This is a genomic window from Neolewinella persica DSM 23188, from assembly GCF_000373105.1.
Classification (GTDB): domain Bacteria; phylum Bacteroidota; class Bacteroidia; order Chitinophagales; family Saprospiraceae; genus Neolewinella; species Neolewinella persica.
Genome location: NZ_KB890415.1, coordinates 151,992 through 177,925, shown reverse-complemented (window position 1 = coordinate 177,925; position 25,934 = coordinate 151,992). Strand labels below are relative to the sequence as shown.

Here is a 25,934-nt window from a genome sequence, read left to right as displayed (position 1 = left end):
AAATTTCGGGGCTCAGCCCACTCGCCCTTATGGATAAAACCTGCGTGACAGTCCAAAATCATCCCCCCCTGGCTCCTGGCTTTCCAGTTCCTAATTCCTAGCTCCCTGGTTCCTGAATTCTAGCTTCCAGTCCCTACCTTCGCCCCATGCCCCTAAACAACCTGAAACTAATTTCAGCCGGTGCCGGCAGTGGTAAAACCTACCGCCTCACCCAGGAGATGACCGAGCTACTGACCAGCGGAAAAGCCCGCCCCGGCGGCATCATCGCCACCACCTTTACCAAGCGTGCGGCAGCGGAACTCAGGGAGCGCGTACGCGTAAAACTACTTCGGGAAGGCATGTCCCGAGAGGCCAACGAGTTGAAAAATGCCCTCATCGGCACCGTCCACGGTTTAGGTGTGAAGCTGCTCCGCCGCTTCGCTTTCGAAGCCGGGGTCTCTCCGCAGGTTGACATCATCGCCGAAGAAGATCACCAGCGGCTTTTCAACCTAAGCATGGCCAGCGTGATCGATGTAGCCAGAATTGATGAAATTGAAAGCCTCTGTGAAAACCTCGGACTAAGCATCGACGGAGAAAAGTACAACTGGCGTAAGGAGGTCCTCCGATTGGTAGAGGTTATCCGGGGAAATAACTTCGACGGGGCCACCATCGCTAAAAGCAAACAGCTTTCCTGGGACAGCCTGGCCAAACTCCTGCCACCCGTCAATCCTTCCATTTCAGCAGATCAGTTCAAAGGCCGACTGGAGATTGCCCTTAAGGAGACCATCGCGGCGCTTAAAGCGAACGAAGACGTTGACGCTACGAAGAAAACCCAAACGGCTCGCCAAACCCTGCGCCGATACCTCGGCCAATTGCAACGCAAAGGCAGCCTCCCCTGGTACCACCTCTGCAAACTCGCCCGCTTCGAAAAGGAAGTTGGTGCCAAGAGCAGAGAATGCGTGGAGCAGGTCGTAAAGATCGGGGAAATGCACCCTTCACTGGAGGCCTTTCAGCACGACATGAAGCGGTATCAGGACCTCCTTTTCGACTCCGCAGAGGCCGCCATCGCGGAATACGACAAGTATAAAAAACAGCGGGGCCGGATTGATTATACCGACATGGAAGTCCTGGTCCTTCGGCTGCTGGACCATCCCTCGGTCCGGGAAACCCTGAGCCGGGAGCTGGACCTGCTAATGGTCGACGAATTTCAGGACACCAGTCCCATCCAATTGGCCGTATTCCTCCGGTTGAGCGAACTGGCCAGCCAGAGCGTATGGGTTGGGGACCCGAAACAATCCATCTACGGATTCCGCGGGGCAGAGCCCCGGCTGATGGCAGCAGTTATGAACGCCAATGGGCCAATGGACACGGCCAACATCCAGAAAAACAGTTGGCGCAGCCGGGAAGACATCGTCTTTGCCTGCAACGCCCTTTTTTCCAAGGCCTTCCACGACATACCTGAAGCGGCGGTAGTGCTCGACCCTGTACGTGCTAGAAATGGAAGTAAGTTTGCTCCAAGTGAAAGCTCCCAACTAGCTGAAAGATCGGGCGTTATACATTGGCACTTTGAGCTAGAAGGAATGGGACGAATCTCCCAGGATTGGCACAAAGAGGTTACGGCGAAAGCCATCCGCGAAATGCTGGACAATCCTCCCCCTATCCTGCCCAAAGGAGCTTCGGAGGAACGAAGTTTGCTGCCAGGCGATATTGCCATCCTTTGCCGCTCCAACTACGCCTGCGTGGCCATGGCCGAAGCCTTAGCCAAACAGGGGATTCCCGCCGCCATTGCCCGGAATGGCTTGCTACAAACAGCCGAAGCGACGCTGCTGCTCGCCTGCCTGAAATACCTGCTTAACGCTTCCGACAGCTTGTCGGTCGCCGAAATTTTACTTCTCGGCAGCCGGCACAATCTGCCGGACATCATCGACTCACGGCTTGATCACCTTGAAGCGCTGGAAGGCAAAAAGGAGGACGAACGCATCAACGGCTGGGCAAAGGAAGATCCACTTATTCAGTTTCTGGACGAGCTCCGGACAACAACCGTCGAACACGCCACCAGCGAAATGCTGAACCTGCTGCTGGAGCGGCTGGAATTACGTCGGGTTATCGTCGCCTGGGGCGACGGAGAGCAACGTCTGAGCAACGTCGACGAACTGCGCAGGCTCGCCGTTGCCTACGAAGACAACTGCCACCGGCAACACCGGGCCGCCTCTCTGGGTGGCTATTTGCTGTACCTCGATGGGCTGCTGCGCAACGATAAGGATGCTCAGGGAGCGAGCGATCGGATGGACGCCGTGAACGTGCTCACTTACCACCGAAGCAAAGGCCTCGAATGGCCCACCGTAATTGCGATGGACCTGGAGCAAAAACTGCGGGCAGATGTATGGGGCATGGCCGTGGTTGCTGAACGGGAAGAAGTAGATCTCCGGGAGCCGCTGGCCGGTCGCTGGCTGCGCTATTGGGTAAACCCCTACGGCAGGCTTACCGGTGGTGTCCCCTGGCTGGAGGCAATGGCCGAAAGTAAGTGGCAAACGGAATCAACCGAAAACGCCACGGCCGAAGAGGCCAGGTTGCTCTACGTGGGCTTTACCCGAGCCCGCGATTACCTGATCCTGCCAACCAATAAGAACGGTGCTCCATGGCTTGACCGGGCCTTTGCCCGGGGCGGGGGAACGGTACCGGTACTCAGTCCGGACACTACCGACGCGCCCTTTGATTGGGGTGGACATGAGGTCAACAAGGCGCTGCAGACCTGGACGGAACCCCGTAACCTTCCATCTGCGCAGCTTCAGTATTCACCAGTGCCTTTCATTGCGGGGATGCGACCAGGCCGAAAACTGTATAAAGATCAATTCGTTTCGGAGGAATGGCTGCTGAAGCACTACCCTGACCGTGAGGTGGTCGATCGGCTTACCTATTACGCGCCTCCCCCACCCGATCCGGCCAACGACGAGCGGTTACTGGGGCAGTGTATCGCCAATTTCCAGCAGGGCAAACCGCATGAAATACCTGCTGACCTTGCACTGGAACGTGCTGCCGGACTGGTGCGAAACTACTTACCGGGGGGTGACGTCTACCCCGATGACATGCTGGAACAAAGCAGGGCATTTTTTCAATGGTTAGCGCAAACATACCCGGGGGCAAATCTTCTCCAGCGCGTTAATTTGGATTATAAGATATCGGAGAAACGAGTGACTATTTCGCCAGACTGGATCATTGCGCTAAATGCCGAAGAGGTAGTCGTCGTCATTAACGTGTATCAAACAGGCAAACAGTTCGAACAGCAGCTTCCCGCCTATTTGGCTCATTTGGCGCTGACGCAGGATGCAGTGGAAGGTTTAATGAGCAAGGTCGTACGGGAAGCATGGCTGCATGTGCCGGTAATCGGGGGGATGTTTCGGATGGCATAATTGGGATTGTTCTCCTGCATTAATCCTGTTTTCCATCATAAATGCCGGGGGAATAAGGACCAAATATTATCTTCACCGTGATGCCCATACTTACCCAGGAAGAAATAGTAAACCTCCGGACGCATGTCCGGGAGGCCATTATCCAAGCAAATCAAGATCATGCACTTGAGCTGCTTAGTGAGGCGTTGCCAGTTGGTCGGGCTAAGCATAACCAGGTGGTAATACTGAAGTCCCGGCAATCAGACATCGTCCTGCATACGGTCAATAATACACTGAGTGAGGAGCGGTTGGATATTCTGCGCAATAACCTTAATGCCGATATCCTGCTCTTCATTGACAACCTGACCACGGCCGATTTCGAGCCCAAGCCGGCCCATCGGCCAGGCTTAAAACCCGGGCACCTGCTCTATCAGGTTCCCACAAACATGATACTTCATAAAAGCTACGATTGTCTTGTAAGAATAGCTGAAGAATTGAACCAGGTACTGGAGGGCCTTGCCGGGGAGGAAAATCTTGTGATTGAAGACATCGGGTTAAGTGAAGTTATGGAGGTTGAAATCCTCGACCCGGGAGGAACTGACAATCCGGTTTTCAACATCATGCTTTTGTCTGACGGAGAGCAGGTGGTAGACGCGTACAGTTATACGGAGTGGGTATTCAACGTCAGGCCTCTGCAAGAAGGAGAGCATCAGCTGATCCTGAAGATATCAGTGCTGTTAACCATCAACGGCAAAGAACGGGCTAAGAACGTCATCCTGCGCCGGCCAATTTCTATTGTAGCTGAGGCTGCGGAAGAAGCCCCCCCAGCGAAAATGCGCAGAATGATCGCTTCTGAAAACGAAACGAAAATCTCCATGCCCGTTACCGAAGAAACAGAAGCTGAGCGTTTTGAACCGCCCCCTAATTACGAAATGTTTGACAAGCCCCTCGGGTCTGGAGCACCACCTGAGGTGGTCATGCCCGCTCCGGTGCCTTCACCAGCACCTGTTCCCCGTCCCAATTTCAAACGGAAGCCCAAACGCCGTTCTTTTCTTTCATTAGCGGCGACCTTTTTGTTACTTGTTGTTGCCGGAGTTTGGCTGGTTCAATTCGATGGCTCAAAGAAATACATTGAGCAAGACCCTAATGTTGGAGAAATGAACCCGGACTCTTCAGTATATCCAATGGATACTATAAAAGGATTACAGGTCCCAAAACGCCTGCTACCTGACAGTTTAGAACTTGGTGAAGGTGGTAGTTAGGGGATTCTTCCACTTTTGGTGTTAGATGGTTAGCGGATGTTTTAGTCTGCAACTTGACTTTATAACCGTCAGGAAAGAATGGTCGGTCGAATCCATTAACTTTGCCCGCTCTAACCATCAATATTACATGAAACAGTTTTTCCTCCTGGGGCTTTTGGCCTGTACGACGATATTATCCGCCCAACTCAACACTACGCTTCGCGACAACCTGGACTACCCGCAAAGCGTAAACGACGTTTGGGGGTATGTGGCCCCTGACGGTACAGAGTATGCAATAGTAGGTACTCAAACCGGTACTTCTTTCGTAAGCCTGGCTGATCCCGATAATCTTATAGAAGTCGTCTTTATTCCGGGAGATAATTCTACCTGGCGCGATATTAAGACCTTTGGTGAATACGCTTACACCGTTGCCGACCAGGGGAACCAGGGGATTACTGCTTTTGACCTGAGTGGTTTGCCCAACAACGTGACCTTCAAGCGAAATGTATTTCAACTTCCGGGGTCTAATAGATCTTTGATTCAATCCCATAACCTGTACATCGATACGTTAAAAGGTAGAATGTACACCACTGGTGGTAACGAAAATCGTTCGCGGATAAACGCTGGTGGCATCGTCATATTTGACCTGAATACTGACCCGATGACGCCGGAATTCGTTGGGTTTGCCCCTGCTGTCTATTCTCATGACGTATTCTCTAAAGGAGATACCCTTTATTGCTCGGAGATCTATGAAGGCAAAATGAGTATGTACGACATCTCCGACCTAGACGACATCAAGGCACTTGGCAGCACCCAAACGCCTTTTGACTTTACCCACAATGCATGGACTACTGAAGATGCCCAGTTTGTTTTCACGACTGACGAAGAACCTAATGCTCCCGTAGCGGCTTACGATGTCCGTGATAAAAACGACATCAAGCTGCTTTTTGAATTTCGTCCGTTAGAAAGTATCGGAACTGGCGTGATTCCTCATAATGTTCATGTTATTGACGACTACCTTTCCATTAGTTATTATACCGACGGGCTTCGTGTTGCTGATGCCAGTAAACCAGATAATATTATCGAAGTAGCCAACTACGACACCTGGCCAGGGCCTGATGGAGACTTTAATGGTTGCTGGGGAGCTTACCCCTTCTTACCAAGTGGCCTCACATTGTTGACTGATCGGTCAACCGGGCTTTATGTGGTAGAAGTTGATTACAAAAGAGCTGCACGGCTTGAGGGTTCCATCACCGACGAACTCTCCGGTCGGCCCATAAATGGTGTACAAATAGAAATTGCGGCGTCACAAACCATTGAGGCTACCACGGATGCACTCGGCAATTACAAAACCGGACTAGCGGACGGTGGAATGTACGACATCACTATTTCTGCCCCAAGCTACGAACCCATCACCGTTACCCGATTACTGGAAAACGGTGTGTGCACCATTTTTGATACCACCCTCAACACTTCCATCCCCAGGGTTAACATCGGTATTACGGTAATCAATGACGAAACGGAAGAGGTAATTCCCAACGCCAGCTTCGTATTTAAAAACGATGATTACGCTTTCAATATGCTGACAAATGCTGAAGGAAAAGTTGCCATCGACTACGTTTTTGAAGGTGATTATGAACTTTATGTCGCAGAGTGGGGCTACTACACCAAAGCTGAATTTGACATTAGCCCCACAACATTGGGTGATCGCATCTTCCGGCTTACACCCGGCTATATGGATGATTTTGTGACGGACGAGGGCTGGACCGTTTCTGGTGACGCCCTTGAAGGCAACTGGGAACGTGCTGTACCCAATGGTACTTTCTTTAGAGGCCTCCCGGTGAATCCCGGAAGAGATGCTTCCGGCGACCTTGGCCAGGAATGCTACGTGACGGGTAACATTGGCGGCAATCCAAGAGATGGTGACGTAGAAGGTGGAGTAACCACCATCACCTCACCTACTTTTGGTCCCTTACGCCTGGCTGAGCTGAAAGTGAGCTATCAATACTGGTTTGCTAATGTTGGAGGTGAACCGATAAACGACACCCTCACCATCAGCATCACCAACGGGCTGGAGACCGCCGTAGTCAAACAGTACGTTGATGATGGCGATCCGCGCTGGATTGCAGACTCTTTCCGTGTTGATGATTATGTCGACGTTACCCGAGGCTTGCAGCTCATCGTAACCACCAGTGATTTTGAAGGTTCCGACCATCTGGTTGAAGGGGGATTCGACAACTTCCTCGTATACGGTCGTCAAATCCCGAGCGGTACTGATAATCACTTTACAAGTAACCTGCAAGCAAAAGTATTCCCCAACCCCAGCCAGGAAGCTTTTAATCTCCAGTACACCGGACAGTCACTGGCCAACCCTAGCATCCGGGTGACGGATGCACTGGGCCGTATGGTCTCCCAGCAGGCGTTCTCTGGTGAATCGGTCAGTTTTGGAGAAAATCTACCTACCGGTCTGTACTTCGCTGAATTGTTTGACGGGGGGATGCGGGTTTACGTGACTAAGGTGATTAAGAAATAAGAGAGTCATTGAGTTAGAGAATCGCTGAGTGGCTACCGCAAGTTCCGCTCGCAAGCTGCGCTTGCTCATCTTGGGCGAATGAGCGCAGTGAAGTGAGTGGTTAAAGCGGCAGCCACTCAGTGACGCTGCAACCCAACAACTCAGTATTTAGCTCCTTGCTCCTACAACTCAAATTGTACCAGCGGCCGCGCCCAAAAATCAGCCCTTCTCGCAAACGTAAATAACCGAACTTCCACGTTCTGTATCCAGCGTACTTGCAACGAAAGAATTCAGCCCTTTGATGGCCCCGCTGATGATGCCTCCGCCGTTGTGGTAACGCTGAGACATGATCGACACATAGAATGGATCAAGCGGCATATGGCGGGTAGCAACTACTCTGAAACCCGCCATCTCCACCATTTTCCGCATCGTTAGTGGGCTGAAGTGCCAGAGGTGGCGTGGGACGTCATAAGCTGCCCAGTCCGCGCCATAAGCAGCAGCATCGGTACTTTTATGATTAGGCACGGCAATGATCAACTTCCCATGCTCATCGAGTAGTTCGTTGAACCTTTTGAGGTATTTTTTAGGGTCGTATAGGTGCTCAAGGACATGCCACAGCGAGATGACATCGAAGGAATCTGGCGCAAGTTCATCAAATAGTGCTACTGGCGCATCGACCTTAATACCGAACTTTTCCCGTCCATATTTCCTTGCTCCTTCATCGATCTCAATACCCTGAGCCTGAAAGCCTTTACGCACCATGTAGTCGGTAAAATAACCGGTACCCGTACCATAATCGAGCAATCGCTTTCCTTTAGCTACCTGCTTAACCAGCGCATACTTTCGACCTAGCATAAAGTCGCGCGCATGGTGGTATAGCTTATTTACCAGGCCATCCTGATTGTCGGAATGACTAATGTACTCTTCTCCCTGGTAGTATCGCCCAACATCTTCTGGTTTTGGGGGATCCTGGGTGAAAAGGAAATCACAACCGGCGCATCGCCACAGCTCAAAGGTTTCTTTGGTAATGCTGTGGTCTTTGACCGACATCTCCCGAGTGATGGCGGCGGAGTGACAAAGTGGGCAGTGATCGTGGTGAAGCGTAGACAAAAGTAAATGATTGTGGTGTAAGGTAGAGGAAACCCGCAGAATTCTTAAATCTTATTCCCAAGCGCCTGGTTCATGTATAACAAGGCGCGGCCGTAGAGAGAAATGTTGATTGACGTGTCGCTCGCTAGTCTATCTTTTGCCACTTTCTCTTTTAAAGTCTTGTGATATTTCTCGAAATAGTCGATGATATCTACTCGAATAGGATAGGAGATCAGGTGGGGATAAAGCTTCAACAGAAGGGAGAAGTTAAGCACCATCATTGTCCGTTTAAAAAAGGAACCAAGCTCGACCTCAAGCATTTCTCTCATGTTTGCTTGCCAACGTTCCGGTAAACTACTTCCTAAACTGAAAGCAAGTACGTAGTACCAGGTGGTTAATTGCGGACTAGTATTACCATGTCGATCCACCAGATACCCATTCTGCATTTCCATTACTTTTTCGAAAAACGACTTTGCTGCTTCCAGCAACCGTGCCGCCTCTTTGTTGCTACGGGAATGATTAGGGTTAAGATGAAGTAATGCATCACAGATCAACAGTGTATGAAACGTGTAACCACCATAATGTCCAATTTCTTTATTGGGAGAATCTGATGCCGCGGCTTCTCCCTGGTCTGGTGCTTTAAATGCACCGTAGAGGTCACCGCTTACTATTTGCAGTTGACTGATCGTTTTAACAAAATCATAGCTGGTACGATCACTGATTCTATTCGTCTGAATGTCAAAGTAGAACTTTGCCCGATTTGGAATGGACACTTCCGTGATTGTATCCAGAAAATTGATAACTGGTGCAAAAAAAGGATCATTCAGTATTACCATACCTCTTTGCAGAAAGTAATATGCGACACTGGTATTGACGTGCTGTAGGTCAAAAGATTTGGTCATCCCATCTGACCAAATTCCACTGTGCTTATCAACTCTACTTTTAAGTATGTTAAACACCACTTCTTCTAACTCATTTGCTTCATTGGCTTTTAAACCAATAGCTAAATGTTGGTACCTGAAATCATAATTTCTGGCAAAAGCGGAAGAGGTCAATTCATCATCATTGTGCATCACAAGGTCACCAGAAGCGGCTTTCATTCCGGGACGGCTACTGACTAATGAGTTTTCTGCTTTATTGATGATTCGGAGTACTGAGCCAGCAATTCTCGTGTAGTCGGGGCCCACCTCCCGCAGGTTAGCAGTTCCTGCAATTATTTCGTTCTCGATCTGGGCTAATTGAGAGGAAATCAACACTAACTGATCGCTAAATTCTCGCCGCTTTTCTTCGCGTAACCCATCTATTCTTCCGATAGAAGCACGTAAATCAGCAATCGCGATGACAAGGTCACCGTTAGAAATGGCTTCTTTAATTTTCGAGAACATAAGTGACTTTTACTTAATCTTTTTCGGTGACATTCATTTAAGTACTGACCCAGCGGCCAGGTTCGTCCCCCGGAGAAAATCTCCGGTACTCATACGACGCTTACCTTCCAGCTGCAATTGTAAAATATGCAAGTAGCCATCCTGGCAGGCCACTTTAAGAAAAGTTTTGCCATCGGTGCTGATTGTACCTGGTGCGGATTTGGGAGAGCTAACCTCCTTTTTACCAAGAATCACCTTCAACTGACCGCCTTCCATAGTCGTCCAGGCAGCCGGCCAGGGACTAAGGCCACGAATGAAGTCATGGACCGTCTGAACGGGTTGATTCCAGTTTATTTCGCAGGTGTCCCGGTGAATTTTGGGTGCAGAGGTGGCCTCAGCATCTTCCTGGGGCTTTAGTTCGTAATTCTTCGTTTCGATCAATTGAACCGTTTGCAGCACCAATTCAGCACCGGCCAGCATCATCGCGTCGTGAACGTTTCCGGCCGTGTCGTCAGGGCCTATAGGGAGTCGCTTCTGTAATAAGACATCTCCCGTATCGATTTCGTGCTGTAAGAAAAAAGTAGTGCATCCGGTTTCCTTCTCCCCCCGTATCACCGCCCAATTGATGGGGGCGGCGCCACGAAACTTGGGCAAAAGCGAACCATGAAGGTTGAACGTACCCAACGGAGGCATATCCCAAACGGCAACCGGGAGCATCCGGAAGGCCACAATGATCTGTAGCTCAGCCTTAAGCGCACGGAGCTCCTTGAGGAAGTCATCAGCCTTGAGGTTCCGAGGTTGGAGGACCGGAATTTTGTGACTGACGGCACATTTTTTCACGGCGGATTCCAGTAAGGTTTTTCCACCTCTGCCCCCCATTTTATCCGTTGCAGTTACCACCCCAACGACCGGATATCCGGCAGCTATGAGTATTTCGAGGCTGGGCACCGCGAATTCGGGTGTACCCATGAAAACTATTCTTGGCTTCATTTGGCGAATTTAAATAAAAAAGGCTGCTTCACGTTCAACATGAGCTGTTCCACCGTTGTAATCGCAGTAAAGCGCCCCCTAGGTCTCCTCACGTGGCAAGGTGATCTACAACGTACGTGATTCCCCATATCCTCCGCTAACTCCTACGGGATTTACAGGTACCTTAGCAAAGCTTAAACAAACCAACGCATGGCCCCTATCGAATTTAACTGGAACAATGACAACGGCAACCGTATTTATGCCGTGGAGTGGCCGGCCCGGAATGCCCGCGCGGTAATCGGTCTAATCCATGGCGTGGGAGAGCATTGCCGGCGGTACGATGAGATGGCCGCCTGGTATAACCAGCATGATATTGCCGTTGTGGGCTATGACCGACAAGGTTTTGGCAGGAGTGAAGGTCGGAAAGGTTATGCGGAAGACTACAAAGAGTACGTTGACGAAATTGCCAGATTACTGATTAACTGTGAACGCCGATACCCTGACCTCCCCGTATTCTTGTACGGCCACAGTATGGGTGGGCATTTATTACTACGCTACCTGATCCGCCGTAATCCAAATATATCAGGAGCAATTGTTTCTGCCCCCCACATCAGGCTTAGTTTTACACCTAGTCCCATCCTGGTTGGAATGGGTAAGCTCATGCGCAATTTCTACCCGACCTTCACCCAGGACAGCGCGCTGGACACCAATATGCTAAGCCGCAATCCTACCGTAAAGCCCAAATACGAGGCCGATCCGCTGGTGCATGCCAAACTGACCAGTCGTACGGGCATTGACATTCTGGAAAATGCGGCTGAATTAGACGTCTACGCTGACGGGCTGAAAGTCCCCACATTGATGATGCACGGAGCAGCTGACGGCCTCACAAGCCCGGAAGGAACCAAGGCCTTCGCCAGTAGAAACCCGGAAAATGTGACGCTAAAAATATGGCCTGAGTTGTACCATGAGCTTCATTTCGAGCCAGAACGGGAACAGGTTTTCAACTATGTACTCGATTGGATAGAAGGGAAATTGTCGGAGGTTCACCGAAAACCTAAATCAGTGTGATCACGGTAGACATCTTGTAGTTCTGATGTCTCTAAAGTGACCACCATTAATAGAATTAAGGCTTGAACAACTGCTGGTTGAACGGGAATTTGAATTCGTTTCCTTTAACGGAGACATTGAAATAGAAGCTGGTAGCTTGATCATTTCGAGGAAAAGCAATTTTTCCGTAGACCTTCTGTCCTGGCTTGACGGTCGTAATCCGGAGCGCATGATCTAACCAGAAAAAACGATTGGCCGGAACGGGGATTTCATCATCAAAGGGCACAGCATTGCGAACATAATCCCGTTCAGCCTTGACGTCAATCAGGCTGAAGGCCAGGTTTTGGGTGGAAGTAAGCGCGAGATCTGCGGCGAAGAACGATCCATTATCAAAATCATTAATGGAATTACCATTACTTAAATCAACGGCAACACCAGCCACCAGGATTCCGGCACCTACCCACGCCAGCGCACGGGTAGTTTTTTGATCCTGGATGGTTTTAACGTCCATAGATAGTAGCTGTATCTCAGGATCGATGGCCTGGGAAACGGGACCAACATCAGGCACTAACAGGCAGCTTACGGGGTCAAAATCAAATGGCTCCGTGCCCGTATTTTCTACCTCCAGATTGAAAACGATGAAGCGGGGAGAAGCGTCGTAATAACTAACGTCTACCCTGGTACCTGCCGTTTCATCCGTAACAACTTTTTCGCCGTAGCGGAAGGTGATTTCTTCCGTATCCGGTTCCAGGCGGACGACGCGCAGCGGCGTGCAGGCGGAAAGGAAAAGGGAGAAAAGAAGCAAGGAAAAGAGTGTAGAGGATTTCATATGGGCAGGTATTTATTGCCCGACTAAGATAATCCGACGGAATTAGTACTGTCTACCCAACTGGGTTGTTTAAGAAAACTTTAGTACCTGGATTTGCTTGCGTTGCGTACATTTCAAGTGGACGGGACAGCAACGCTGGCGTTGCCACACTGCTCCGATAGCCTTTCCCTGCACCTGCGGCCCCGCCAAAGTGAATGGCGGGAATAAATGAATGAGTGAGTAAGCCCCTATCCAGGTTGAACCAGCGAAGCGGTGTGAATGGTACCTGTGGCAGCGACTCACCGACTCACCCAATCACCAACTCAACTGGGGAGCACTTCCTGCACAAATGGGTTCAGTCCCACTCCCTTAACCTGCGCCTCAGCCTCGATCCGGAACTCTGAGTCAGCATTGCGCGTCTTGCGGGCAACCCAGGCAAGACCGCGGAATAAGATGTTCCGATTGCCAAATTCTTCTACATCGGAAGTCATTGGCTCGAACGGGAGGGAGAAAGGTACTTCGACGATCTCCCCTTCTTCGGGCACCTCAATGGTTTGAGAAATGATCAGCTCACCGAGCATGTACTCGTCAACAAGCTGCTCCTCGTCACGGCCCCGGGAATATTTTTCTACCAGTACCAATCGGATTCCAGTGACGGTTTGCGCATTCTTGCTGTAGAGGCGGACCTTACCGTCCACTGTCCCCTGTCGTGGGGAGAATTTGTTGGGAAGCTCAAGCTCAAGCTTGACGCCTTCAATACCCAACCACTTTTTCATTTTACCTAGCATAAGCACGAAGTTAGTACGATGCGTACATTGTGGACGTTATACTCGACAAACACCTCCACGTAACCGATGGTTGGCCCCCGCCATCGACTCCAAAAAGACGAAATGCAGTTAATCGACAACGAACAGGTACGTAATCTTGGCAACTTTGACCTCCTCGCCCGCCAGGTCGTGGAAGGCTTTATCATTGGCCTGCACAAAAGCCCCTTCCACGGTTTTAGCGTAGAATTTGCCGAACACCGAATCTATAATCCAGGTGAACCAACCAGAAACATCGACTGGAAAGTTTTTGCCCGCACCGACAAGATGTACACCAAAAGGTATGAAGAAGAAACAAACCTGCGCTGCCAGATCGTAGTAGACACCAGTTCTTCAATGTTTTTCCCGGAGGTAACCAATAATTCAGAAGACCACATTAACAAAATCCGGTTTTCTGCGCTGGCCGCCGCCAGCCTGATGAACCTGTTAATGAAGCAGCGGGATGCTTTCGGCCTTAGTTTCTTCGACACTGGTGTTGGTCTACATACCCGACCAAAATCAAGTACTACCCACTACCGCCTCCTGCTTACCCACCTGCAAAACCTGGTGGAAACCCCTACCCGGGACGTAAAAACGGGCGCCGCAGCCGCCCTCCACCAAATAGCAGACAGCATTCACCGTCGTTCCCTGGTCATCATTTTTAGCGACATGTTCGATGACACGGAAAAAGAGGAGGACCTCTTCAGCGCGCTCCAGCACCTGAAACACGCAAAGCATGAGGTTGTCCTTTTTCACACGGTTGACAAGAAAAAGGAAATCGACTTTGAGTTCGACAATCGTCCCTACGAGTTTATTGACATGGAGTCGGGTGACCGGGTAAAACTACAGCCTAACCAGGTCAAGGAATACTACGTTGAACAGGTAAAAGCCTATAAAGAACGCCTGCGCCTGAAGTGCCTTCAGTACAAGATTGATTATGTGGAGGCGGATATCAATGATGGGTTCCGGACGGTACTGCAGGCTTATATGGTTAAGCGGAATCGGATGGGGTAATTGGTAGTATATAGTGGGTGGTAAGTATTGCTGCTGCACGGCTTTGCTCGCTGCGCTCGTCGGGTTTGGTTTTTTTTAACCATTAAGAGCAATAAGGCATTGAGAGCTTCACTAAGAAAGCGAACCAAAAGCTGCAAAGCAAATTTACAGATCGAGCGAAGCGAGCATCCTCATGCGGAGCTCTTTCTACTTCTCTCTACTTACTGCCCACTATCCCCAACCACTCAGGAAAAGCAACGACAAGAACCAGCAAAACCACCTGGATAACGAGAAACGGCACAATCCCCCGATACAGATCCACGGTCTTCACCTCCGGCGGAGCGACGCCCTTGAGGTAAAACAAGGCGAAGCCAAAGGGAGGAGAAAGAAAACTGGTCTGCAGATTGATTCCCAGCAAAATACCCAACCAAATCAGGTCCGTTCCGTAGCCGATGAAGATGGGCGTTACGACCGGAACGATGATGAAGACGATTTCAATGAAGTCGATGAAGAAGCCGGCGACGAAGACTACGACCATTACCAGGGCCAGGAATTGATACTCGCTTAGGTCCCCTGCTTCGATCAGTTGTAGCAGGAACCTATCGCCGCCCAGCTCCCGGAAGACGAGGCTGAAGGTAGTGGCACCAAGAAGGATCATGAAGACCATTGAAGTCAGGTGGGTGGTATCCCGGCAGACGTCTTTGACGGTGGACCAGCGGAGTTTACCTTGAAAAAAGGTCAGTAACATGGCGCCTGCGGCGCCAATGGCGGCAGCCTCCGTAGGAGAAGCGATCCCCCATAAGATCGAACCAAGGACCGCCACGATCAGAGAAAGGGGAAGCACCAAACTACCAATGAGGTCGGCAAAGAAAGCTTTGTCACAGGTAGTAGCTTCCTCATTACCACGGGGAAACAGGTTAGGTTTTATCAGCCCCAGAATCAGGATATAAGCAACGTAGCCTCCCACAAGCAACATACTTGGAATAAGAGCTGCATGGAACAGCTTCCCAACGGAGACACCAAGCACACTGCCAAGTAGTACCAGGACGACGGAAGGTGGGATGATCTGCCCCAAAGTGCCAGAAGCTGCGATGACGCCCGTAGAGATAGTGGCCGGATAGCCTTTTTTTAGCATCGGGGGCAGGCTGATCAACCCCATTGTGATGACCGTAGCGCCCACAATTCCGGTAGAGGCCGCCAGCAAAGCGCCAACAATGATGACTGAAACCGCCATACCTCCCCGCACCCTGCCGAAGAACTCGGACATGGTGTGCAGCATTCGTTCCGCCAGTCCACTTTTCTCCAGCATAATGCCCATGAAGACAAAGAGGGGGACAGCCAGCAGCACTGAATTGTCCATCACGCCCATTACTCGGTTGGGTAAAAGCGTCAGTATCGTTGGATCCAGAAAGCAAAAGGCATAGATTAACGACAGCCCCCCCAGTGTAAAAGCTACTGGGTACCCGTACAGCACCAGGACGAAAATGCTGACAAAAAGAATAATTGCAAGAATGGCCAGACTCATCTACTCCGCTTCATCTTCGTTCACCTCCCAATCCATGCCGTCGGGTTCAAAGTATACGGTCAGTCCCGTCGCAATGGCCTGGAGGATCAGTAGCCCGGCGGCAAGCGGAATCATCGATTTAATGGGAAAGAAATAAGGTATTCCGTTCGGGTTTGGACTTCCTTCACCACTGGAAAAGGCTTCGGCAGCATAATACCAGCCGGTAATCAACAACACTACGGCCCAGGGTAACAAGAAGAATAAAGTACCGACCAAATTAACGAGTCGTTTGTTTCCCTTACTGAATTTTTCGTAAAACAAGTCTACCCGCACGTGCCGGTCCTGCTGTAACGCATAGGGAATTCCTAAAAGGAAAACAATGGCAAAGAGGTGCCACTCTAACTCAATGACCCATGCTCCCGTGAGCGAAAACAGGGTGCGCAGGCTGATGTCGATTACTATGACCGCGATAAGTAGCAGGTTCAGCATCCCGGCGGCCTTACCGACAAATGCGACCAGGGACTCTATGTTTCGGATTAGCTTCATTTGTTGGTGCTATTGGTCTGTTGGGCTGTTGGTGCTATTGAACTATTGGTCAATTGGATTATTAGGACTTGCCACAGATTTAAGTTCCTTTGCCTCGGATGTTGGTAAATTTACATCAATACGCCAACAGTACCAACAGACCAAAAGTACTAATAGTCCAACAGACCAATAGCACCAATATGCACCACTACGCCGTCACCGGTAATATAGGTTCCGGAAAATCCACCGTTTGTCACCAATTCGAACAATTGGGTATACCGGTGTACTATGCTGATGCCGCAGCCAAGCGTTTGATGCACGAGGACCAGGTATTGATTTCTGCCTTGAAGCAAGCATTTGGAGAAGAAACTTACTTACCCGACGGGACTCTGAACCGTCCCTGGCTGGCCAAGAAAGTTTTTTCTGACGACGAGGCATTGGCGACCCTCAACGGTTTGGTTCATCCCGCAGTTCATCGGGATGCTGACGTCTGGCGCTCCCGGCAAACGGCTCCTTATACCTTGTATGAAGCGGCCATCGTTTTTGAGCTTGGCCGACAGGATGACTTCGCCGGTGTTATCGTAGTCGCCGCATCAGAAGACATTAGAAAAACCAGGGTTATGCAACGTGACGGTGTAGACGAAGCAGCCTTTGCTGCCCGGGCCGCCAAACAGTGGCCCGACGACAAAAAAGAAGCCGCCGCCGATTTTCTTATCATAAACGATGGTCGTCGGTTACTTTTGCCCCAAATTCTACGTCTACATCGTAAACTAACGAGTTCCTGACGGCTAGACAACCTGCTAACCAGACCCCAGAGAACCTGTTCTCCTTTCGGCTACTTGAGCCTTGGGGCCAATTCAGGTTACGGCCAGACAACCTGATAACCCGATAACCAGACCCCATGTCCACAAAATTTGGCAATGAAGCCTGCCCTATATTAAGAACCATTGACGATGACTGGGTACTCTCCGGCACCAAAGACCTGACCGGAACAACCCTGGTGGATATAGACCTGACCGAACTCACTTTCAATTGGGCTGACTATGTAGTGGACGATACTACCCTTTTCGTCGGCTGCAAGATGCCGCTGGAAACAGAATTTTCATTGAGAAAACGCGGTGCCAACCTGCTGCACGCACCGGAGAGCCTCCCTTACCGGCCGTTGCGCAGAAACCTGTACACCTGGCGGGAGCTCATGTCCGGTTACAGTGAAGTGGTGGACAACAGCATAGACCTCAATATTTACCAGCACTTCGAGGAAGCAAAGCGTTGCCCCAGCATCAACGAGGCACTTTGGCAGCGACTTCACGACTTCAGCATTGATGAGGGGCTGCGCCGTTTGCTGGACTTCAATGCGGATGGACTACCCCGTCGTAAGACCGTAGGCTTTATGGGAGGGCACGGAACAGGCCGGGATACAGATGACTACCGGACCAGCCTTCGGACCGCAAAAAAGCTTGCCGAAGCAGGTTATTTTGTTGTGTCGGGCGGCGGCCCTGGAATCATGGAAGCAGCCAACCTGGGGGCCTACCTTGCTGGAGTGGCCGAAGAAGAATTGACCTGGGTATTTGATACCCTGGCCAAAGCACCTACCTACCGTGACCCCGGATTTCAGGCGGCGGCTTACGCCATTCTGGACCGTTTTCCCGAAGGGACCGAAAGCCTTGCGATCCCTACCTGGTTTTACGGCCATGAACCAAGCAACTTGTTTGCCACGTACATTGCTAAGTATTTCAGTAACAGCATTCGGGAAGACACCTTGCTGGCCATTGCACTTTACGGCATCGTGTACGCCCCGGGGAGCGCGGGCACGACCCAGGAAATCTTCATGGATGCCACACAAAACCATTACGTCACTTTTGGTTACGTTAGTCCGATGGTGTTTCTGGGCAAAAAGCGCTACGTAGAAGAGACTAATCTATTTGCGCTGATCACCCAACTTTCGGAGGGCAAGGCCTACGCGGATTACCTATATTTAACAGATGGTCCGTCAGAAGTTGTTACTTTTATTGACAATCACCCGCCTTTATACGTTACTAATTAAAAACCCAGCCATGCGACTACTACTGCTTTTATTATCCCTGACCCTTTTCGTCGGCTGTAAAATTATGAAGCTGGAAAATAAAGAAACGGCCGAAGCTGCGCCGCAGCCTCCGGTTGGCCTGGAGGGCCCGGCGTATGATCCGGCCTCCAGTCCGGTGCCAATGAGCAGCTCAACGCCGATGCCCGTTCCTGCAGGTACCGTACCAACCATGGAGGCTCAAGGCACACCGGGTGATTTACCAGGGACTTACCAATCAGCCCCCCTGTATCCGTCCCAGGCGTCAAAAGGCGATCCTGCGGCCCCTGCATCTTACGGTTCCACCGCACCTGCGGCCGCGCCTTCTACCTATTCTCCAGCTCCGAATTCCGCAGAAGCGCAGCTTGCTTCTGTACTTACCGGAATGTGGGTCAATAGTGCTGACAATCAAGAAATCGTTGAGTTCACACCTGACCATTACACCACGTACTACAACGGTGAGATGCTCTTTCAGGAAGCCATGACCTACCACGCCAACTGCCCCGGTGCCTGTAATGCAGGGATAGAAATGGAAATTGCCTGCTTTACGATTTCTGGTCCGGGGGGTACAGATTGTTACGGCATTATCCGCCTCACGCCCGACGTACTGGAGATGAGTATGCTGGGTGTTAGTACGGAGACGATTTTGTACAATAAGCAGCTTTGAGAAATAATTGAATAATTGAAGGAGAGAATTAGAGAATAACTGCCGCAAGCACCGTTCGCAGCCCTTCGGGTACTCATCAAGGCGAACAAGCGCAGCGCAGTTAGTGGTAAGAGCGGCAGCCATTCAATCATTCGCTCATTCTATTATTCTACCATTGATTTTTCTGGCGCGGCCGCAGGTGCAAAAACCGTTTACCGGCAAAGTCAAAACGCGTTTGACCCTAAGTTGCTAACTTTGTGATATGTCAACGACCATTACCGACACCATACGTCATTTATTGATGGAAGAGGACCAGGTTTGCCTCCCTGGTCTAGGAACGCTGCGGCTTCAACCCCAGCCGGCACTGATCAGCCCTATGGAGGGCAAGGCGCTTCCACCATCTGAGTTGGTCACTTTTAACGCCAACCTGGTACTCGATGATGGCCGGATTGTTGCCGCTCTTGAAAATAGCGGAGCGTACACCCATTCGGAGGCCAGTAAATCGCTGGAGGAGTTCATTCGCAATATGCGGGAGAACCTCGATGCCGGCCGGTCTTTTACCATTGAGGGCATCGGCCGCTTTTTCAAACACCATGACGAGCAACTGAAGTTCACCCCTGCCGGAGACAATTTTAGCAAGGAGAGCTTTGGACTTCCTGGCATTGAACTTCGCCCCATCGTCCGCACAGAAAAGCAACGACGGGCAGCCGCAGATCCGATGATGGCAAATCCGCAGGCTGCGAAAGATAATGGTCTTAACAGTACCACAAGGGTTCGGAAACGTGATGTGGTATTGTACCACCCGGAACTCAGAAAGGCGCTCTGGTACGTAGCGGCATTTTTATTTGTCCTTCTCGTTTTTGCGGGTATTTATCAGGTTTTTCAATTATCAATTGACAGTGTTCCGGATACACCAGCTACTGAAGCTCCACGCTTACCGTCCAAAGATATTCCTTCTAACCGCGTCAATGTTTCTCCTGGTCCGAGCGCGGTAGAAGCAGAAACGATCAAGCCAGAAGATCCACCCCGCCTGGGCGACGACCGGGTCAACCAGGAACCAACGTCATCAACTCCTACCACTTCTACTCCCGTTGAACCGGATACTCAAACCACACCCGCCGCCACGCCTTCCTTTCCGGCACAGACTAATGGTAAAAATATTGCACTGATCGCTACCGGTCTTTTTGGCAGCCAACGCAACGTCAATAAAAATATTGATCGGATAGAAGCCGCCGGCTTCCTCTCTTTTTCCGAACCTGAAGGTCGTTACACCCGCATCGGGGCCCGCCTCGAATACAGCACGGAGGATGAATTGCAGGACGCGCTTGAACGGGTGCAGCGCTTATTCTCTGATGCTTTCGTGATGGAAATTAATGGGGAGAAAGTCCGGGACTAAGTGCCCTACTTACTCTTAGACTTGGCCAACTCAATAGCCTGTGCCAGCTGCGTTACTTTCAGGTTCTTAGAAACGATTTTACGATCAGGGCCAAGCAGGTAAAGCTCTGGCGTATTGTCTACGTAGTAAGTCTTGAAAATGGAGCGGTTAGTTGGGTCGTACACGTTAGTGAACTTATCCAAACCGTACTGTTTTACGAAACTTTTCCATTTAGCAGCGTCTGTATCGAGGGCAATCGCGTAGATGTCCAACTCATTCTTGAGCCCTTCGTAAGCCTGAACCAGTTTCGGGGTCTCTTCAATGCAGTGTTCGCAATCCGGGTTGAACATAAATACTGCGATGTATGGTTTCTTAAGGTCATACAGGCGTTTCGGTTTGCCGTCGATACCAGGTACCGTAACGTCCGGACCTTGTTGACCAACCAGGCTGTAAGCCATTTGATCAGCGCGTTGCTGGAGTCCGTAAACCGTCATGCTGTCGGACCAGAAAGCACGTTCCTTTGTAAAGTAATTCTGGATCATATGGACATGGATGGCTGCACCGTCCATCACCGTGGTCTTTCCGGGTTCATACTGAAGCGTGATCCAGTTAGCAATAAACTTGTAGTAATCCGGATGTGGCAAGACCTTTTCCATCAGCATATCGGTAGATTCGATGATGGCATTCGCATTTTGCGGGGTCAACTCAGTAATGTACCGCTTCAATTTATTGAAGATGACCGGGGTGTTGAGCAAGCGAATATCGGCGAAATTGACGCCGTCCCAGAAGTCCTCCCGGAAACCATCCACCTGGGCTTTTTCGTCCAGGGAACCATCAGCCAGGCGAATTTCACGCAGTCGGGGGTTTCGGCCGGCACGCTTGAAGGCCGTAAATATAGAATTGGGGTACTTATTGAAACGCTCGTCCTGAAAGGCTTCCCGCTTCTCTACCAGGGCTGCTCTCTCGGCCTCCAATTCTACGTAGCCAGGTGAGCCCGACTGGAGTTGGCCCAGTCCCTGGGTTACTACCCGGAATTCTTCGGCCATGTCTGCTTCGAAAGCAAGTGTTTCGTACAACAACTGATTATCGAGACTACCTTCTACTTTAACCTCAGAGAGGGCGCCGCCTTTATTTCCGGACAGCGAGAAGGTCTGGTCCTGATCGATCAACATCTGCATGGCTGAACCATCGGTGAAGTAGGCGTAGTAATGCCCCGGTTTAAAAGGCTCACTTTGCTTAAAGACAACGGAATTACCGTCAACAACACCTTCAGCGGCCTTGTATTGCTGCTCCGCAAACTGACCAATTAACAGCACACCTTCCTGTTGAGCTCCGGTGAGTGTTACGCGGATATCCGGGCTTTCCAGTTGCCGGGCCTCTAAGCTTGCAGTTGTTACTGTACTGGTGACCGAATCACTTCCTGAAGAAGTACCGGTTGCGCCAGCGGGGTCACCGCAGGAGACCATAGAAGTTAGGGCGATTAAGAAGATGAGCAGACGCATGAGCTTGATTTTTGCGGGGGCGAAATTACGATTGCTTTCTGAGATGAAGGGGACCGTTAACGAACTGTTGGGTGTCGTTTGACAGAAAAACAGTATTTAGTTGGAGCTTAGGCCAGGTTCCTGCGCTTAATCTCCTCCTGGATCAATCCCAGTTCCCGCCCCATTTCCCCGGTGACACTGGCGTTCTCCTGCGCACGCCTTACCAGGTAAGGCAGCACTTCTTTCACTGGTCCGTAAACCATATATTTGGAAGCATTGTACCCATTAGCTGCAAGATTAAAGGTTAGGTTACCACTCATGCCCAGGAGCTGCGCGCAGCGCAGGTGTGGGTGATTTCGTGGCAATCCATTTTCAGCAATCAATTCTGTAAGCAAGCGAATACTTGCCTCATTATGGCTTCCAATGCAGCAGGAAATCGTCTCGACATTGTCAACGCAGTACCTCACCGCAGCATTAAAATCAGCGTGGGTGGCTTCCAGGCTGGGCTGAATGGGCGTGGGGTACCCCTTAGCTTTTGCCCGGGTGTTTTCCTTTACCATGTAGGCACCACGTACGAGTTTTACGCCTAGTTTATATCCTTCTTGTTGCGCAGTCTCATGACTCCTTTTCAGGTAGGCCAGCCGGTCGTGACGATAAAGCTGAAACGTATTCAGTACGATAACGTCCTTACGGTTATAGCGGGACATCATTCGGTTTGCCAGCTGGTCAATGGTATTCTGCATCCAGCTTTCTTCTCCGTCAATGTAAACCTGCACTCCTCTTTTTTCTGCCAATCCGCAAATAGCATCCAGGCGACGGAGGGTTGCCTGCAAATCAGCGTTTGTCGTGGTGTCGAAGTCGGTAACCTGATCATTAAGGTTTACCAGTAAAGCATCGGGGGCGAGTGCCGTCATTTTTACCACTACCGCATTAGCTGCGGGGGCCTCAGCGCTGAACTCAATGCCCCGCAGAACTTCCTTCATAAAATTATTGTAGTCCTGATCGGTACTCTTGGCTTCGGCTCCGTAGTCCAGCATACTGGTAACGTTGCGTTCGTATAACCGCTCGATGAACGGAAGTGCATTGACCAGGCTGGTGCCACCAACGAATTGTCGGTAGATCGTACTTTTCACCATCCAGGCAGCACCGGGTAACCCAAGATTGACCGCCCCCACACCCAGGGTGGACATGAGGTTCGTCAGCCAGTCCATACCCATCATTTTAAAAAGACGGGCATTGTTCTTCAACTCGGAGTTGGATAAATGCCGAAAAGTTTCTTCGGTATCCCCGAAGTCCGGCAGTTTCTGTTGTCCCGTCAATTCGTCAAAGTCTTTCAAAGCCTGCTTTGCAAGGGAAAAATCTTTGACTGGTCCGCCAGATTTTTTCATGTTGGTATGGTATGGTTAGGAACTGCAAATATCGTGTTAAGGGTTGGAATGTAGGCCTAATTCTTATTTTTTCGGCGCAGTCAACATAGTTAGCGTTTATCACGGAGCATAACCTTGGTCAACCTATGAAGCTGGCCAGTAAATAGCTTAGATATTTGAGCACGAAGGACAACCCTTATACCACCCTATTTCAAAAGCCCAGCACTCCCACTAGTCGCATTCCCGACAACAAGCCCGTGCCAACAATCCACGTACTGAATCTCCTCGTAACTTCGGGAGAAATATCTTCAATATGCGTTCTTTACTTTTTGTGCTCCCACTTTGTCTGTTTGCTTCTTGTATCGGTGATGACATCGTGGAAGATTATGTTAGTCCCACAATTCGAATTCAGAACCCGGTCAGCAGCCTTGAAGAAGGTACAACCTACCAATTTCAGCACCAGTTCATAAATAACGTAGGCCAGGAAGAAACCGTTGTGCCTGAGTGGAGTTCTGCAGACGAGGCAATACTGGCTATTGATCAATCAGGCCTCGCAACGGCTATTGCCGAAGGCAATACCAACATTACCGTTTCCTTCGAGGATGAATTCGGAGAAATCGCCACCCTTACCACGTCCATTGAAGTAGGTGCTTCGACCGTGGTTGTGGAGCCCACGATGCGGACTGGCAGCGTTGCTACCACCAGCAGCTACCCGTTAAAGGGTGATTTTGTATTGACGGAACTCCCCGGTGGAGACCTGAATCTTTCTTTCGGAGACGATTACAACGCCGACAATCGACTTCCCGGGCTATTCGTTTACCTCAGCAACAACCCTAATACCATTAGTGGAGCTTATGAAATTGGTGCGGTAGAGACCTTCAATGGCGCTCACGAGTACACCTTCGCCGGTGCTGGCTTGAACGAATACGCCTACGTCCTTTACTTCTGTAAGCCTTTCAACGTAAAGGTGGGAGACGGACAGATTCAGTAAAAGCCGGAGGCTTTTTAAGACGAAAACTTGCTTCGCTCATTTTCTTGGTAGACGCACTTCGCGCTTGGTAGCACTGCATGCGGAAGCGTCTACCTTCTACAAAGGCCGAAGGCCTGTCTACAAGAAAACAGGCGAAGCAAGTTTTCGTCTAATTAGCCCGCAGGGCTAAAGCCCCCCTTGCTTAGACGCATTACGTCCAATTCTGTGCCAATTGACCCCATTAAACAGGTTACCTTCTTTGATCGAGAACCAGACGAAGAGCGGTTTGCCTAAAACGTGGTCTTCAGGAACGAAGCCCCAGATGCGGCTGTCTTCAGAGTTATGGCGGTTATCCCCCATCATCCAGTAGTAGTCCTGTTTGAAGGTATACTCCGTTATTTCTTTTCCATTGAGGAAGTACTTATTCCCGCGACTTTCGTAAGAAGGGTTCTCATCATAAACCTTGATACAACGCCAGTATAGCCGATGCTTCGCATCGTCCAGCTTGATGGTCATTCCTTTGGCCGGGATGATGATGGGGCCGTAATTATCGACGGACCAATTCCCATAATACTTTGCATCGTGCGGGTACATACGGATGCCTCCCTCCGGCGTCTTATCAGTTGGGGTGATGGTCATACCGGGCTCAGAGGCTTCCAGTTTTTCTTTCTGCTCCTTGCTCAGGAAGATGCGAAGTTCTCCATTTGGCCCGGGATGTGGATCTTCCGCACTAATGCCCCAATCACTCCACTCGGGCTTAATGTCCTTAGGTGCCGGGTCCAGTACGTAAGAGAACTGGACATTCTCCGGATCTTCCACCAGATTGCCATCGATAAATACCTGCCGGTTTTTGATCTCCAGGCGTTCTCCCGGGAGGCCAACGGCACGTTTTACGTAGTGGTCCCGCTTATCCCTGGGGCGCGTAGTGAGCTCCAGTTGTCCTGTCTGTATGGCACGCTCCATTTGAGCCGACAACATTCCCGCCCGCCGTTCAAAGGGGTAATGATTACGATATTGAGTGATGTAGACGCTGTCTCCAGCTGGCACGTTAAATACCACTGGGTCGTAACGATCTATTTTCTCGATTGCAGGCAAGCGGCGATAAGGCAGCTCTGCCCCTTCGATGTAGCTTTCGCCACCAATGAATGGCGCGCGGTTATGCGCAAGTGGGACCATCAGAAGGGTTTCCGGCAAACGGAGCCCGTAGTGAACCTTGGAGACGAACAAAAAGTCACCTACGTTAAGGTTACCTTCCATCGAAGGTGTAGGAATAATGTAAGATTCGATGAGCAGCAGGCGAATAAACGCCGCTGCGAAAATGGCGAAGATCGCCGCCTCGGCCCAGTCCTGATAAAATGGCTTTTGAAACTCCGGGTAAGCGCCGTGCACTTTATTGACTTCCCGTTTATCGCCGGTTTTTTCTGCAGCGACCAACTCCTTACGGAAAGCCCGCTCCTTCACCAGGATCGGACCGTTGTACTTATAGTGGTTTGTATCCTTGGTACTTAGCCAACCAAAATATCCCCAGGAGCCAACCACCGATGCTACGTGTTCAAAGAAATTGAACCGGCCAAATGATCTGGCCAAATCAACCATTAGTCCTGCAAAGATGAAGACGTTGAAGTAAGGGATCAGCAGCAAGAGCGCATGCCAGGGTTTTCGTCCTACGATCTCGGCCACAACCATCATGTTGTAAACAGGGATCAATCCGGAGGTAGCTGGCTTACCAGCTTTAGGAAACAGACGGTAGAGCGCAAAACTAAGGGCTACGTAGCCCAATAGTAGTACCCAGGTCAACCAGGTCATAGGATAA

Annotated in this window: 20 protein-coding genes; 10 read left to right on the top strand and 10 right to left on the bottom strand. The window is 50.5% G+C overall.

The genetic code is table 11. The features are described 5' to 3' along the window. Positions 1-146: 146 nt before the first annotated feature. From B036_RS27910 to B036_RS0103610, 3 genes are all read left to right on the top strand, one after another. On the top strand, positions 147-3,389 hold the full coding sequence (locus B036_RS27910) for a UvrD-helicase domain-containing protein (RefSeq protein WP_020567324.1): 3,243 nt from the start codon (positions 147-149) through the stop codon (positions 3,387-3,389). Between the two features lie 80 nt (positions 3,390-3,469). After that, on the top strand, positions 3,470-4,630 hold the full coding sequence (locus tag B036_RS0103615; RefSeq protein WP_020567323.1) for a hypothetical protein: 1,161 nt from the start codon (positions 3,470-3,472) through the stop codon (positions 4,628-4,630). A 127-nt stretch (positions 4,631-4,757) separates the two neighbouring features. Then, complete coding sequence (locus B036_RS0103610) at positions 4,758-7,142, top strand: choice-of-anchor B family protein (RefSeq protein WP_020567322.1); 2,385 nt, start codon at positions 4,758-4,760, stop codon at positions 7,140-7,142. A gap of 198 nt (positions 7,143-7,340) precedes the next feature. On the opposite strand, the gene B036_RS0103605 is transcribed toward B036_RS0103610, so the two are convergent. Genes B036_RS0103605 through fmt form a run of 3 tightly spaced genes read right to left on the bottom strand, consistent with a single transcriptional unit; the run spans position 7,341 to position 10,564 of the window. Next, complete coding sequence (locus B036_RS0103605) at positions 7,341-8,231, bottom strand: class I SAM-dependent methyltransferase (RefSeq protein ID WP_026231657.1); 891 nt, start codon at positions 8,229-8,231, stop codon at positions 7,341-7,343. A gap of 44 nt (positions 8,232-8,275) precedes the next feature. Next, the gene (locus B036_RS0103600; protein WP_020567320.1) at positions 8,276-9,595 is read right to left on the bottom strand and encodes a hypothetical protein; all 1,320 of its coding nucleotides are present in this window, start codon (positions 9,593-9,595) and stop codon (positions 8,276-8,278) included. A 33-nt stretch (positions 9,596-9,628) separates the two neighbouring features. After that, positions 9,629-10,564 carry a methionyl-tRNA formyltransferase gene (fmt, locus tag B036_RS0103595; RefSeq protein ID WP_026231656.1) on the bottom strand — a complete coding sequence of 312 codons (936 nt, stop codon included), beginning with the start codon at positions 10,562-10,564 and terminating at the stop codon, positions 9,629-9,631. Positions 10,565-10,753: 189 nt separating this feature from the next. Between fmt and B036_RS0103590 the strand changes: the two genes are divergently transcribed. Further along, on the top strand, positions 10,754-11,611 hold the full coding sequence (locus B036_RS0103590) for an alpha/beta hydrolase (RefSeq protein WP_020567318.1): 858 nt from the start codon (positions 10,754-10,756) through the stop codon (positions 11,609-11,611). Between the two features lie 55 nt (positions 11,612-11,666). On the opposite strand, the gene B036_RS0103585 is transcribed toward B036_RS0103590, so the two are convergent. Both B036_RS0103585 and B036_RS0103580 read right to left on the bottom strand, forming a co-directional pair. Continuing rightward, complete coding sequence (locus B036_RS0103585) at positions 11,667-12,419, bottom strand: hypothetical protein (RefSeq protein WP_020567317.1); 753 nt, start codon at positions 12,417-12,419, stop codon at positions 11,667-11,669. Between the two features lie 302 nt (positions 12,420-12,721). Further along, the gene (locus B036_RS0103580; protein WP_157472021.1) at positions 12,722-13,186 is read right to left on the bottom strand and encodes a sporulation protein; all 465 of its coding nucleotides are present in this window, start codon (positions 13,184-13,186) and stop codon (positions 12,722-12,724) included. Between the two features lie 102 nt (positions 13,187-13,288). Between B036_RS0103580 and B036_RS0103575 the strand changes: the two genes are divergently transcribed. Then, positions 13,289-14,215, top strand: a complete 927-nt coding sequence (locus B036_RS0103575; protein WP_026231655.1) for a DUF58 domain-containing protein — start codon at positions 13,289-13,291, stop codon at positions 14,213-14,215. A 196-nt stretch (positions 14,216-14,411) separates the two neighbouring features. Here B036_RS0103575 and B036_RS0103570 read toward each other — a convergent pair whose 3' ends face one another. Together B036_RS0103570 and B036_RS27905 are read right to left on the bottom strand one after the other, a co-directional pair. After that, entirely contained in the window at positions 14,412-15,719 is a 1,308-nt protein-coding gene (locus tag B036_RS0103570) for a TRAP transporter large permease (protein WP_020567314.1), read from the bottom strand. Continuing rightward, positions 15,720-16,244 carry a TRAP transporter small permease subunit gene (locus tag B036_RS27905; protein WP_044101716.1) on the bottom strand — a complete coding sequence of 175 codons (525 nt, stop codon included), beginning with the start codon at positions 16,242-16,244 and terminating at the stop codon, positions 15,720-15,722. It lies immediately after the preceding gene. Between the two features lie 179 nt (positions 16,245-16,423). Here B036_RS27905 and coaE point away from each other — a divergent pair, with 179 nt between their 5' ends. The 4 genes from coaE (at position 16,424) to B036_RS0103545 (ending at position 20,324) form a co-directional block, all read left to right on the top strand. Further along, positions 16,424-17,008: a dephospho-CoA kinase gene (gene coaE, locus B036_RS0103560; RefSeq protein WP_026231654.1), complete on the top strand. Its 585-nt coding sequence runs from the start codon at positions 16,424-16,426 to the stop codon at positions 17,006-17,008. Positions 17,009-17,124: 116 nt separating this feature from the next. Further along, a complete protein-coding gene (locus B036_RS0103555; protein ID WP_020567311.1) occupies positions 17,125-18,267 on the top strand; it encodes an LOG family protein in 1,143 nt (380 codons plus the stop codon). Positions 18,268-18,277: 10 nt separating this feature from the next. Then, positions 18,278-18,949: a hypothetical protein gene (locus B036_RS0103550; RefSeq protein ID WP_020567310.1), complete on the top strand. Its 672-nt coding sequence runs from the start codon at positions 18,278-18,280 to the stop codon at positions 18,947-18,949. Positions 18,950-19,190: 241 nt separating this feature from the next. Next, positions 19,191-20,324: an HU domain-containing protein gene (locus B036_RS0103545; protein ID WP_044101711.1), complete on the top strand. Its 1,134-nt coding sequence runs from the start codon at positions 19,191-19,193 to the stop codon at positions 20,322-20,324. Between the two features lie 5 nt (positions 20,325-20,329). On the opposite strand, the gene B036_RS27900 is transcribed toward B036_RS0103545, so the two are convergent. Both B036_RS27900 and B036_RS0103535 read right to left on the bottom strand, forming a co-directional pair. Beyond that, the gene (locus B036_RS27900; RefSeq protein ID WP_020567308.1) at positions 20,330-21,805 is read right to left on the bottom strand and encodes a redoxin domain-containing protein; all 1,476 of its coding nucleotides are present in this window, start codon (positions 21,803-21,805) and stop codon (positions 20,330-20,332) included. A gap of 107 nt (positions 21,806-21,912) precedes the next feature. Further along, positions 21,913-23,172: a proline dehydrogenase family protein gene (locus tag B036_RS0103535; protein WP_020567307.1), complete on the bottom strand. Its 1,260-nt coding sequence runs from the start codon at positions 23,170-23,172 to the stop codon at positions 21,913-21,915. Positions 23,173-23,464: 292 nt separating this feature from the next. On the opposite strand from B036_RS0103535, the gene B036_RS0103530 reads away from it, so the two are divergent. Next, on the top strand, positions 23,465-24,142 hold the full coding sequence (locus B036_RS0103530) for an Ig-like domain-containing protein (RefSeq protein WP_020567306.1): 678 nt from the start codon (positions 23,465-23,467) through the stop codon (positions 24,140-24,142). 165 nt (positions 24,143-24,307) lie between these two features. Here the strand turns inward: B036_RS0103530 and lepB are convergent, their stop codons facing one another. Then, positions 24,308-25,927, bottom strand: a complete 1,620-nt coding sequence (gene lepB / locus B036_RS0103525; RefSeq protein ID WP_020567305.1) for a signal peptidase I — start codon at positions 25,925-25,927, stop codon at positions 24,308-24,310. Positions 25,928-25,934 lie beyond the last annotated feature (7 nt).

Coding starts and splice junctions, on each gene's coding strand:
- coaE (WP_026231654.1), top strand. CDS start 16,424: ATGCACCACTACGCCGTCACCGGTAATATAGGTTCCGGAAAATCCACC.
- B036_RS27900 (WP_020567308.1), bottom strand. CDS start 21,805: ATGCGTCTGCTCATCTTCTTAATCGCCCTAACTTCTATGGTCTCCTGC.
- B036_RS0103600 (WP_020567320.1), bottom strand. CDS start 9,595: ATGTTCTCGAAAATTAAAGAAGCCATTTCTAACGGTGACCTTGTCATC.
- B036_RS27910 (WP_020567324.1), top strand. CDS start 147: ATGCCCCTAAACAACCTGAAACTAATTTCAGCCGGTGCCGGCAGTGGT.
- B036_RS0103575 (WP_026231655.1), top strand. CDS start 13,289: ATGCAGTTAATCGACAACGAACAGGTACGTAATCTTGGCAACTTTGAC.
- B036_RS0103550 (WP_020567310.1), top strand. CDS start 18,278: ATGCGACTACTACTGCTTTTATTATCCCTGACCCTTTTCGTCGGCTGT.
- B036_RS0103580 (WP_157472021.1), bottom strand. CDS start 13,186: ATGCTAGGTAAAATGAAAAAGTGGTTGGGTATTGAAGGCGTCAAGCTT.
- B036_RS0103545 (WP_044101711.1), top strand. CDS start 19,191: ATGTCAACGACCATTACCGACACCATACGTCATTTATTGATGGAAGAG.
- lepB (WP_020567305.1), bottom strand. CDS start 25,927: ATGACCTGGTTGACCTGGGTACTACTATTGGGCTACGTAGCCCTTAGT.
- B036_RS0103615 (WP_020567323.1), top strand. CDS start 3,470: ATGCCCATACTTACCCAGGAAGAAATAGTAAACCTCCGGACGCATGTC.
- fmt (WP_026231656.1), bottom strand. CDS start 10,564: ATGAAGCCAAGAATAGTTTTCATGGGTACACCCGAATTCGCGGTGCCC.
- B036_RS27905 (WP_044101716.1), bottom strand. CDS start 16,244: ATGAAGCTAATCCGAAACATAGAGTCCCTGGTCGCATTTGTCGGTAAG.
- B036_RS0103530 (WP_020567306.1), top strand. CDS start 23,465: ATGCGTTCTTTACTTTTTGTGCTCCCACTTTGTCTGTTTGCTTCTTGT.
- B036_RS0103590 (WP_020567318.1), top strand. CDS start 10,754: ATGGCCCCTATCGAATTTAACTGGAACAATGACAACGGCAACCGTATT.
- B036_RS0103585 (WP_020567317.1), bottom strand. CDS start 12,419: ATGAAATCCTCTACACTCTTTTCCTTGCTTCTTTTCTCCCTTTTCCTT.
- B036_RS0103570 (WP_020567314.1), bottom strand. CDS start 15,719: ATGAGTCTGGCCATTCTTGCAATTATTCTTTTTGTCAGCATTTTCGTC.
- B036_RS0103555 (WP_020567311.1), top strand. CDS start 17,125: ATGTCCACAAAATTTGGCAATGAAGCCTGCCCTATATTAAGAACCATT.
- B036_RS0103610 (WP_020567322.1), top strand. CDS start 4,758: ATGAAACAGTTTTTCCTCCTGGGGCTTTTGGCCTGTACGACGATATTA.
- B036_RS0103535 (WP_020567307.1), bottom strand. CDS start 23,172: ATGAAAAAATCTGGCGGACCAGTCAAAGATTTTTCCCTTGCAAAGCAG.